An 11,647-nucleotide genomic window follows, 5' to 3' on the forward strand; every position below is an offset into this window, starting at 1 on the left:
CCATGAGCACCACCAGAAGGACCCTGCTCGGCGCGGCGAGCGTCTTCTTCGCCTTCGCCGTCGTACTCGGCCTGACCCACCCCGAGGCCCTCGCGGCCCCCCGAACCGCCACCGCACCCACGTCCACCACCGCACCCCGCGCCGCCGTCTTCGACGTCCACGACTACGGAGCCAAGGGCGACGGCTCCACCAACGACACCCCCGCCATCAACAAGGCGATCACCGCGGCGGCCGCGGCGGGCGGCGGCACCGTCCGCTTCCCCGCCGGCCAGTACAAGTCCAAGAACACCATCCGTATGAAGAGCGAGGTCACCCTCCAGGTAGACAAGGGCGCGACGATCCAGGGCTCCAGCGCGGACACGTACGACCCGCCCGAGGCCAACCCCAACGACGCCTACCAGGACTACGGGCACAGCCACTTCCACAACGCGATGATCTACGGCGACCGGCTGACGAACATCGGCTTCGTCGGCGAGGGCGTCATCGACGGCCTCGGCAATCTCATCACCGGCAACCCGAAGTCCGGCGAGGCCGACAAGATCCTCTCCCTGACCCGCTGCAACGGCCTGAGCCTCGGCGACGGCCTCACCCTGCGGCGCGGCGGACACTTCGCCGCCCTCATCAACGGCTGTACGAACGTCACCTCGGACCACCTGACCATCGACACCGCGAGCGACCGCGACGGCTGGAACATCATCAGCACCACCGACGTCACCGTCACCAACGCCACCATCAAGGCCAACGACGACGCCCTCGTCTTCAAGAGCGACTACGCGCTCGGCGCCAAGCTCCCCAACGGCCATGTGCACGTGAGCGACTCGTATCTGTCGGCGGTGTGCTGCAACGCGCTGATGTTCGGCTCCGAGACCTGCGGCGACTTCTCGGACTACCAGTTCGCCAAGATCCGCATCGAGGGCTCCGACAAGTCCGGGCTCGGCATGGTCTCCATGGACGGCGCGAAGATCTCCGACGTCCACTACCGCGACATCACCATGACAGGCGTCCACTCGCCGATCATGCAGAAGATCGGCACCCGTAAACGCTGCGGAAACAGCCCGGGCGTCGGCTCGATCAGCAACGTCACGTACGACAACATCACGGCGACCGGGGTGAGTCCGTCCTTCAGCCCGACGCTGTGGGGTGAGAGCGGGCACCGGATCAACGGGGTCACCTTCACCGACGTCAACATCACCGTCCCCGGCGGCAACGGCACCATGTCCACCGCCGTGCCCGGCAACGACCCCAATGACTACAACCCGAAGGCCATCGGCACGCGTCCCGCTTACGGCTGGTACCTCCACAACGCCGACAACGTCACCTTCACGGACAGCTCGGTGAAGTACGCGGCGGACGACGGTCGCCCGGCGGTCATCGCGAATGCGGCGAGCGGGATCAGGTTCACCCGGTTCACGGCCCAGCGGGGGAGCGACTCCCCGCACGACGTGGGCTTGCAGAACGTCAGCGGGTACTGCCTGGCGGACAGTCACAACACCTCGGGCGGCGCGCTGCGGGTCTCCAACAGCGGCTCCAGTGAGAACTGCGGTACGGCGACGAAGAGCGCGGTGGTGAAGAGCGCGGCCGCGAAGCCGATGAGCGCCGTAAACGCGCGGCAGACAAGCGGCGCGGGCGCCAAGCCGCTCGACCTGGAGAATCCCCGTCAGGACTTCCTGCGCGGCTCCGTCGGCGGACTCTTCCTGCACTGGGGCGAACGCACCGCCCCCGCCCACACCAGCTGTACCGCTTGGGAGAACGACGTCACCAGCAGCGGCTGGAGCCCCGACTACTGGGTGAACGAGGCGCAGAAGCTGCACACCCAGTACCTCGTCCTCGCCACCTTCCACAGCCGCCTCGGCTACGCCCGCCCCTGGCCGTCGAAGATCCCCGGCAGCTGCTCCACCAAGCGGGACTTCCTCGGCGAGCTGATCACGGCAGCCAAGGCCAAGGGGCTCAAGGTCATCCTCTACATGACCGACGACCCCCAGTGGCACGACGAGGGCGGGCACGAGTGGCTCGACTCGGCCGCGTACTCCGCCTACAAGGGCACCGACGTCGACCTCACCACCCGTGACGGCTTCGGCCGCTTCAGCTACGACAACTTCTTCGAGGTCATGGACCGCTACCCGGACCTCGGCGGCTTCTGGATCGACAACGACAACGCGTACTGGGAGAGCCACAACCTCTACGCGCAGATCCAGCAGAAGCGCCCGAACTACACCCTCAGCAACAACAACGAAGACACGCCGATCATGGACATGATCAGCAATGAGCAGAAGACGGGCATGACCCCGTCCTACGACTACCCCCAGGCCGTGTACACGGCCCAACCCCGCCTCACCGAGGCCGACTTCAAGCTGCCCTCCAGCGGGGCGTGGTGGTACGACGGCTCCAACCCGTCCGTCGACAAGATGCTCACCCTCGGCCGGCTGATCACCAACGCGGGCTCGTCCGTGAAGGCCCTGATGGCCGAGACCGCCCAGGTCAACGGCACGTTCCCATCGAACCAGGAGGCCTTCAACAACTTTGCCGACTCCTACCTCGGCCCCATCTGGCAGTCATTGCGCGGGACCGAGGGCGGCGGCTATATGTACGGCGGCCTCAAGCCCGGCTTCTGGAACGACGGGGCCCACGGGGTGACCACGGTCAGCAAGACCGACCCCAACCTCCACTACATCCATGTGCTGACCCCGCCCACCACCAGCACGCTGCGCATTCGAGACAACGGCTACCGCATCGCCTCCGTCACCAACCTCCGTACGGGAGCGGCCGTTTCGTGGTCGCAGTCGGGCGGGGTGCTCACTCTGGGCGGCCTGGCGAACTGGGACCCGTACGACACCGTCTTCAAGGTCACCACGGCCGGCCGGCAGGGCATCGCGTCCGGAGTCACCCTGTCCGCGAGCGCCTCGGCGAGCGGTCACGGCGCGGCGGCCGCGGGCGACGGCAACTACCTCACCTACTGGGACAGCGACAAGACCCTGCCCGTCAACCTCACCTTCGACCTCGGCGGCGCGAAGAAGGTCCAGTACATCGGCCTCAACCAGCGAGAGGACTCCGTCGCCTACGCGCGTTCCGGCACCGAGCAGTCCGCGCGCATCAAGGACTACAAGGTGTTCCTCAGCAACGACGGGTCCACCTGGGGCAGCGTCGTCAAGACCGGTCAGCTCCCCAGCCGGCGCGGCATCCAGGGAATCGACCTGACCGCCGCCAACGCCCGTTACGTACGCCTCGAAGTCGACACCACCTGGGCCGCGTCCACCGACACCACCCGCTACAAGCGGCTGCGGATCGACGAGGCCTGGATCGGCACGTCGTACGCCACCCCTGCGGCCACCGTCGGGACGTACTCGGACAACGGCCAGTCCCTCCGCCCCGCCATGGGCTGGAGCAGCTGGAGCTTCGTGCGCCGCCGGCCGACCGAGGCGAAGATCAAGGCACAGGCCGACGCGCTCGTCGCGAGCGGGCTCAAGGACCACGGCTTCGTGTACGTCAATCTCGACGACTTCTGGCAGAAGTGCGACGCGAACGGATTCGTCGTCGACTCCTACGGGCGCTGGACCGTCGACACGGCCAAATTCCCCGCCGGAATCAAGGCGTTGGCCGACTACATCCACTCCAAGGGACTGAAGTTCGGCTTCTACGTCACGCCGGGCATCGCGAAGAACGCGGTCACCAAGAACACGCCGATCGAGGGGACCTCGTACCACGCTGCCGACATCGCGGACACCTCGAAGACCGAGAAGAACTACAACTGCAAGAACATGTACTACATCGACTACGGGAAGCCGGGCGCGCAGGAGTTCGTGAACTCGTGGGCCAAGCAGTTCGCCTCCTGGGGAGTCGACTACCTGAAGATCGACGGGGTGGGCAGCGCGGACATCCCCGACGTCCAGGCCTGGGACAAGGCCCTGCGCGCCACCGGCCGGCCCATCACCTTCGCCCTCTCCAACAACCTGCCCATCGCCGATGCCTCCACCTGGAAGTCCCTGGCGAACAGCTGGCGCACCCAGGGCGACGTCGAGTGCTACTGCGGGTCCGGCGCGAACGGCAGTGGCTATCCGCTGACCGACTGGTCGCACGTCTCCGCCCGCTTCACCTCGGCCGCCAACTGGCAGGCGTACGCGGGACCGGGCGGCTGGAACGACCTGGACTCGCTGGAGATCGGCAACGGCGACCAGGCAGGCCTCACCGCCGACCAGCGCCGTTCGCACTTCACCCTGTGGGCGATGGCGGGCGCACAGCTGCTGCTCGGCACGGACCTGACGAACCTCGACTCCGTCGACACACCGATGCTGACCAACGACCGCCTCATCGGCGTCGACCAGGACGGTGTCGCGGCGAAGCGGATCGTGAGCAGCGGCGTCAAGCAGGTCTGGAGCAAGAAGGAGAGCGACGGGCAGTTTGTCGTCGCGCTCTTCAACACCGGTACGTCCGGCGACTCCACGGTCAGCGTGAACTGGTCGCAGGTCGGCTTCACCGGCTCCGGCGACGTCACGGACCTGTGGTCGGGATCCCACAAGGGCACGATCGCGGACTCGTACAGCGCGACCCTGCGCCCGGGCGAGACACGGCTGATCCGGGTGAAGCCGGTGAGTGCCGCTCTCAAGGCCGCCGCGGCCTCACCCGGCATGGCGGTGGCGCCCTATGAGTACCTCGGCTGGGGCAACCCGCAGAACCCGACCTCCGTGATGTCGGCGACCGGGGTCAAGTGGTTCACGCTCGCCTTCATCCTCTCCGACGGCTCCTGCAACCCGAAGTGGGACGGCTCGCGCCCGCTGACCGGCGGCAACGACCAGTCGAGGATCAACGCGATCCGCGCGGCCGGCGGTGACGTCGTCGTCTCCATCGGCGGCTGGAGCGGCGCCAAACTCGGCGAGAAGTGCTCCAGCGCCTCGGCTCTCGCGGGCGCGTACCAGAAGGTCATCAACGCCTACGGCCTCAAGGTCATCGACATCGACATCGAGAACACCGAGTGGAGCAATGCCACCGTCCGGCAACGCGTGATCGACGCGCTGAAGATCGTGAAGGCCGGCAACTCCGGCCTCAAGACCATCATCACCTTCGGCACGACGACCAGCGGCCCGGACTCCACCGGTGCCGACATGATCAAGCGCGGTGCCACCTCGGGCCTGGCGAACGACATCTGGTGCATCATGCCGTTCGACTTCGGCGGCGGCACCAGCAATATGGGCACGCTCACCGCCCAGGCCATGGAGGGGCTCAAGGCGCGGGTCAAGGCGGCGTACGGATACAGCGACGCGACGGCGTACGCGCACATCGGCCTGTCGTCGATGAACGGCAAGACCGACGACTCCGGCGAACTGGTCCGCGTAGCAGACTTCAAGACCATGCTCGCCTACGCCCAGCAGCACCACATCGGGCGCCTCACCTACTGGTCCGTGAACCGCGACCGGGCCTGCGGATCCGGCTCCGACGGGGACTCCTGCAGCGGCGTGTCGCAGCAGCCGTACGACTACCTCAAGGTCTTCGCCCAGTACACGGGCTGAGGGGACGAACCCATGAAACCCAACAGAGCACTGCCCTGGTGCCTCTCCCTCGTCCTGGCCGTGCCGCTTGTCGCACTCACCGGCACGACGGCGCAGGCGGCCACCGACTACCAGGCCGAGGACGCCACGATCTCGCAGGGCGCCGTCGTCACCAACCACACCGGCTACACGGGCACCGGCTTCGTCGACTACACCAACATCACCGGCTCGTACGTGGAGTTCACGGTGAGCGCGGCCACGGCCGGCACGTCCTCGCTCGCCCTGCGCTACGCCAACGGGACGAGCGTCGACCGCCCGATGGATCTTTCGGTCAACGGCACGGTCGTCGCCTCCGGCGTCTCCTTCCCGGCCACCACCGACTGGAACACCTGGGCGACGAAGAGCGTGAACGTCCAGCTCGACGCGGGCTCCAACAAGATCCGCGCGACCGCCACCACGGCGAACGGCGGTCCCAACCTCGACCGCGTCAGCGTGGGCGCGGCAGCGGACACCCAGGCCCCGTCGCGACCCGGCCGGCCGAGCTGCTCGGCCATCGGCGAGGACGCCCTCACCCTCTCCTGGGGCGCCTCCACGGACAACGTGGGCGTGGCCGCGTACGACCTCTACGAGCACGGCAACAAGCTCAGCGAGGCGGCGGGCGACGCGACGTCCAAGGCGCTCACCGGTCTGAGTCCGAACACCACCTACAACCTCACCGTCATCGCACGCGACGCGGCCGGCAACGCCTCGCAGGCCAGCCCGGTCGTCGACTGCACGACCCAGCCCAGCTCCGACACCACCCCGCCGACCAAACCCGGCACGCTCACCTCGTCGAACGTCACGGCCACCAGCGCCGACCTGAGCTGGGGCGCCTCGACCGACGACAAGGCGGTCGTCGGCTACGACGTGCGCAGCGACACGACGGTCTACAAGAGCGTCACCGGTACGTCGACCACGCTCACCGGGCTCGCCTGCAACAGCCCGTACACCCTGAACGTGGTGGCGCGTGACGCGGCCGGCAATGTGTCCCCGCAGAGCAACACGGTCACCTTCACGACGAAGGCGTGCGCCACCGACGGCGGGGTGCCCTCGTCCATCGGCACCGTCTCCGGCGGCTGGACGATCCCGTGGGGCACGTACTGGATGCCCGACGGGCAGACGGCGCTGGTCACCGAGCGGGACGACTTCCGCGTCTGGAAGGTCACCAAGGACGGCACGAAGACCCAGGTCGGAACCGTGCCGAACGCCGTCACCACGAACGGCGAGGGCGGACTGCTGGGCGTGGCCGTCGACCCGAAGTGGGCCACCAACCACTACGTATACTTCATGCACACGGCATCCGAGGGCAACCGCGTCGTCCGCATGACCTACGACGGCAGCTCCCTCACCAACTACACGATCCTCCTCCAGGGCATCAAGAAGAACCGCTACCACAACGGCGGACGCCTCGCCTTCGGCCCCGACGGTTATCTGTACGTCTCCACCGGCGAGGCCCAGACGCCCGAACTGGCCCAGGACAAGACCTCGTTGAACGGCAAGATCCTGCGGATGACGACGGACGGAAAGGCCGCTCCCGGCAACCCGTTCGGCAACTACGTCTACAGCTACGGTCACCGCAACCCGCAGGGCCTCGCCTTCGACCGCAACGGCCGCCTGTGGGAGGCCGAGTTCGGCAACAGCTCCAAGGACGAACTCAACCTCATCAAGCCGGGCGCCAACTACGGCTGGCCGACCTGCGAGGGCGCCTGCAGCGTCTCCGGGATGACCAACCCGAAGGCGACCTGGAACGTCTCCGAGGCGTCCCCCAGCGGCATCGCGATCGTCCGCAACGTCGTCTACATGGCGTCCCTGCGCGGCGAACGCCTGTGGCGCATCCCCATCACCGGCGACACGGAGAACGTCGGCACGCCGACGGCGTACTACGTCGGCGCCTACGGCCGGCTGCGCACGGTCACCAAGGTGCCCGGCGCCGACCAGCTCTGGCTCTCCACCACCAACTGCGACAACAACGGAGGAGCGGCGGACGGCTCGGACAAGATCTTCAAGGTGAGCATCAGCTAGCCCGGCCGAGGCGTTGTACCGGGCTCACGTCCGATACAGCGCCTCCACCTCCGTCGCATACGCCTTCTCAATCGCCTTCCGCTTCAACTTCAGCGAAGGCGTCAGCAACCCGTGCTCCTCGGTGAACTGGTGCGCCAGTATCCGAAACGTACGGATCGACTCGGCCTGTGAGACCAGGGTGTTCGCGGCGACCACCGCACGCCGCACCTCGGTCTCCAGGTCCGGGTCGCGCACCAGATCGGCCGGAGACAGCAGCGCCTTGCCCTGCATCTGGAGCCAGTGTTCGACGGCCTCGGAGTCGAGGGTGACGAGCGCCGCGATGTACGGCCGGTCGTTGCCGACCACGATGCACTGGGCGACCAGCGGATGGTCGCGCACACGCTCCTCCAGGACGCCCGGCGAGACGCTCTTGCCGCCGGAGGTCACCAGGATCTCCTTCTTGCGCCCGGTGATGGTGAGATAGCCGTCCTCGTCGAGGGAGCCCAGGTCCCCGGTGGCGAGCCAGCCGTCGTGGAGGGTGGCGTCGGTGGCCTTGGGGTCGTTCAGGTAGCCCTGGAAGACGTTGTCGCCGCTCAGCCAGATCTCGCCGTCGTCCGCGATGTGCACGGTGGTTCCGGGGATCGCCTGCCCGACGGTGCCGAACCGGGTGCGCTCGGGCGGATTGGCGGTCGCGGCCGCCGTGGACTCCGTGAGCCCGTACCCCTCATAGATGAAGACACCGGCGCCCGCGAAGAACAGCCCGAGCCGCCGGTCCATCGCCGAACCGCCCGACATCGCGTGCTTCACCCGGCCGCCCATCGCGCCCCGGACCTTGGAGTAGACGACCTTGTCGAAGAACTGGTGCTGCATCCGCAGGCTCGCCGAAGGGCCGGGTCCGATGCCCCAGGCCTTCTCCTCGACGGCGTCCGCGTAGCGCACGGCGACCTCGACGGCCTTCTCGAAGGGGCCCGCCTTGCCCTCCTTCTCGGCCTTGCGGCGGGCGGCGTTGAAGACCTTCTCGAAGATGTACGGCACCGCGAGGAAGAACGTCGGCCTGAACGCGGCCAGGTCCGGCAGCAGCGCCGCCGCGTTGAGCTGCGGCTGATGCCCGAACTTGACCTTTCCGCGGAACGCGGCGACCTGCACCATCCGTCCGAAGACGTGGGCGAGCGGCAGGAACAGCAGCGTGGCCGCCTCGTCGCCGCGCTTGGAGTGGAAGACCGGCTCCCAGCGCTCGATGACGGTGTCCGCCTCGAACATGAAGTTCGCGTGGGAGATGACACAGCCCTTGGGGCGCCCCGTGGTGCCCGAGGTGTAGATGATCGTCGCGATCGACTCCGGCGTGACCGCGCGCCGGTGCCGGTGCACCACCTCGTCGTCGAGGTGCGCCCCCGCCTCGTACAGCTCCTGCACGGCGCCCACGTCCAGCTGCCACAGCTTGTGCAGCTGCGGCAGCCGGTCGACGACCGTGGCGATCGTCATCGCGTGGTCCTCGTGCTCCACCATGACCGCCGACACCTGCGCGTCGTGCAGCATCCAGAAGACCTGCTCGGCGGAGGAGGTCGGATAGACGGGCACGACCTGTGCGCCGATCGTCCACAATGCGTAGTCGAAGAGCGTCCACTCGTAGCGCGTGGGGCACATGATCGCGACCCGGTCCCCGAACCGGATCCCCTGGGCCAGCAGTCCCTTGGCGAGGGCGAGAACCTCGTCCCGGAACCCGGCGGAGGTCACATCGCGCCACTGTCCCTGCTCGTCCTTGCGGCCGAGGGCGATGCGCAGCGGGTCTTCCTGGGCATAGTCGAACACGACGTCGGCCAGGCCGCCCACCGGCGGCGCCGACGCCAACGGAGGGTTGGTGAACTCGCGCAATCCCGCTCCTAGTGGCGCTCCGCACAGCGCCGTGAAAGCTACCCCACCGGGGCGCCGGGCGGGAGGGGTGCCGGAGCGGGGAGGGCGCGGCATATGCACAGGTCAGCCGAGAAAATGCCCGCACATGGGGAAGGGCCGGACAGAATCCCTTACGGTTCCGTAGGTTTCGGTCCCGTAATCTCCACGGAATCTGTACGACCCGACAACGGGGCACGGCGTGCCGAATACCGGACACACAGGCTCCGCTTTCACACCTCGCGGCTACCGGCGGAGCCGGTCCCGGTGGCTCCGGAACCGGCCCCGCCGGTGTCATGACAGGGCCCTCACCGGTGTCATGCGCGGGGCGCCGCCGCCCGCTCCGCCGGCGTCCCGGCCGCGTCCGTCACAGCGCGCGGCATCCGCACCAACACCAGTACCAGCGCACCGGCGATCATCCCCGTCACTCCCGCCGCCACCGCCGCCGCGTCGAGCCCCGAGGCGAACGCGGCCCGCAGGGTGTGTTCGGAGAGGGTGCCGCTGCCGCGCAGTGCCCCGGCGCCGCCGCCGGCCGGCGTGTGGGCCGCGTCGTGGGACAGGGTGTCGAGATCGTCTTCGCCTCCGCGACGGCGGGGTCGTCGAACATCGTCGTGACCGCCGTCGCGCGCGGCACGGCCGGTCTGTACGCCTACCTGAGCGGCCGCCTCGGCACCCTCGAAGGGGCGCAGTACGTCGAGACGACGCCGTTCCTGCGCAGGGTCAAGCAGCTCACCTACAAGCAGCTCACCTGTACGAGGCCGCCCCGCTAGGCCTGGAACTCCGTGAGATCGATCCCGTACACCCGCAGGTCGTTCCCCGTATCCGGGTCCTGTGCCGTGCCCTCCGCCCGCATGCCGAGTTTGTCCAGGACGTTCGTGGACGCGGTGTCGCCCGTCCGGCACACGGCGACGACCCGGTCGAGACCGCGGTCCTGGAGGGCGAACTCAAGCGTGGCGTGGGCCGCCTCCGACGCGTACCCCTGCCCCCAGAACGCCCGCCCGAGCCGCCAGCTGATCGCCACCTGGTTCGCGACCGCGGGCGGAGAGTCCGCGAGGTACAGGCCGACCACTCCGGCCAGCTCCCCGGATCCGAGCAGCTCGACGGCGAAGATCCCGAAGCCCTCCTCGTCCCACTCCTCCTCCCAGGCCTCGATGTCCTCGGCGGTCTCCTCCAAGGAGCGCGGCGTCCCGTCGCCGATCCACCGCATCACCTCCGGATCGGCGTGGATCTCGGACAGGGGGACGAGGTCGTCGTCCAGCCAGCGGCGCAGGAGAAGACGGGGGGTGTGGATCTCACTCATGGCCCCATCTTGCCCTTTTACTTCCTTCTGCCTCTCACCGCACCACCCCCGGCTGTCTCCGGTGCAACCGGTCCCCGCTGCCCAGGATCGCCGCCGCCAGCGCGTCGGCGGCCCCCTGTGCCGACGTCCGCCGTCGCCCGTGCACCAGGACGAAGTCGACCTCGCCCAGCTCCGGCAGCCCCGCCCGGTCGGGGACGCGGACCAGCCCGGGCGGGACGAGACCGCGTGAGTGGGCCATGACGCCGAGGCCCGCGCGGGCCGCCGCGACGAGGGCGTTCAGGCTGCCGCTGGTGCAGGCGATGCGCCATGGGCGGCCCTGGCGTTCCAGGGCTTCCAGGGCCAGGGCGCGGGTGATGCCGGGCGGCGGGTAGACGATCAGGGGGACCGGGCGGTCGGGGTCCAGGCGCAGCCGTTCCGCGCCGATCCACACCAGGTGGTCGTGCCAGACCAGCTCGCCGCGCGGGTCCTCGGGCCGCCGCTTCGCCAGCACCAGGTCGAGCTTGCCCGCCGCGAGCTGCTCGTGCAGCGTGCCGGACAGCTCGACCGTCAGCTCCAGGTCCACCTCGGGATGGTCGTACCGGAAGCCCTCCAGGATCTCCGGGAGCCGGGTCAGCACGAAGTCCTCGGACGCGCCGAAGCGCAGCCGGCCGCGCAGTCGCGTGCCCGTGAAGAACGCCGTCGCCTGCTCGTGCACCTCCAGGATGCGTCGCGCGAAGCCGAGCATCGCCTCGCCGTCCTCCGTCAATTCCACGGAGTGGGTGTCCCGCGAGAACAGCTGCCGTCCGGTGGCATCCTCAAGACGGCGTACGTGCTGGCTGACGGTGGACTGGCGCAGTCCGAGCCGCCGGGCGGCCTGCGTGAAGCTCAGGGTCTGGGCGACCGCCAGGAAGGTACGCAGCTGGGAGGGGTCGTACACCCTTACAGGTTATCGTGAATCGTG

6 protein-coding genes are annotated in these 11,647 nt (G+C 68.5%); 3 read left to right on the top strand and 3 right to left on the bottom strand.

The window, feature by feature from the left end:
* Positions 1 to 2: 2 nt before the first annotated feature.
* Complete coding sequence (locus OG747_RS38600; RefSeq protein WP_405883986.1) at positions 3 to 5,501, top strand: glycosyl hydrolase family 28 protein; 5,499 nt, start codon at positions 3 to 5, stop codon at positions 5,499 to 5,501.
* Positions 5,502 to 5,513: 12 nt separating this feature from the next.
* Positions 5,514 to 7,541 (top strand): PQQ-dependent sugar dehydrogenase, encoded by a 2,028-nt coding sequence (locus OG747_RS38605; RefSeq protein WP_405883987.1) that lies wholly within the window; start codon positions 5,514 to 5,516, stop codon positions 7,539 to 7,541.
* Positions 7,542 to 7,565: 24 nt separating this feature from the next.
* Here the strand turns inward: OG747_RS38605 and OG747_RS38610 are convergent, their stop codons facing one another.
* Complete coding sequence (locus OG747_RS38610) at positions 7,566 to 9,392, bottom strand: AMP-dependent synthetase/ligase (RefSeq protein ID WP_405883988.1); 1,827 nt, start codon at positions 9,390 to 9,392, stop codon at positions 7,566 to 7,568.
* Positions 9,393 to 9,958: 566 nt separating this feature from the next.
* On the opposite strand from OG747_RS38610, the gene OG747_RS38615 reads away from it, so the two are divergent.
* Positions 9,959 to 10,177 (top strand): hypothetical protein, encoded by a 219-nt coding sequence (locus tag OG747_RS38615; protein WP_405883989.1) that lies wholly within the window; start codon positions 9,959 to 9,961, stop codon positions 10,175 to 10,177.
* On the opposite strand, the gene OG747_RS38620 is transcribed toward OG747_RS38615, so the two are convergent.
* The gene (locus tag OG747_RS38620) at positions 10,174 to 10,707 is read right to left on the bottom strand and encodes a GNAT family N-acetyltransferase (protein ID WP_405883990.1); all 534 of its coding nucleotides are present in this window, start codon (positions 10,705 to 10,707) and stop codon (positions 10,174 to 10,176) included. The two genes, OG747_RS38615 and OG747_RS38620, sit on opposite strands and share 4 nt — an antisense overlap.
* A gap of 34 nt (positions 10,708 to 10,741) precedes the next feature.
* Positions 10,742 to 11,623 (bottom strand): LysR substrate-binding domain-containing protein, encoded by an 882-nt coding sequence (locus OG747_RS38625; protein WP_405883992.1) that lies wholly within the window; start codon positions 11,621 to 11,623, stop codon positions 10,742 to 10,744.
* Positions 11,624 to 11,647 lie beyond the last annotated feature (24 nt).

This window comes from Streptomyces sp. NBC_01384, from assembly GCF_045040035.1.
In the GTDB taxonomy this organism is placed as follows: domain Bacteria; phylum Actinomycetota; class Actinomycetes; order Streptomycetales; family Streptomycetaceae; genus Streptomyces.

Bases quoted from the DNA above. Each gene is read 5' to 3' on its own strand.
- OG747_RS38600 (WP_405883986.1), top strand. From the start codon at position 3: ATGAGCACCACCAGAAGGACCCTGCTCGGCGCGGCGAGCGTCTTCTTC.
- OG747_RS38605 (WP_405883987.1), top strand. From the start codon at position 5,514: ATGAAACCCAACAGAGCACTGCCCTGGTGCCTCTCCCTCGTCCTGGCC.
- OG747_RS38620 (WP_405883990.1), bottom strand. From the start codon at position 10,707: ATGAGTGAGATCCACACCCCCCGTCTTCTCCTGCGCCGCTGGCTGGAC.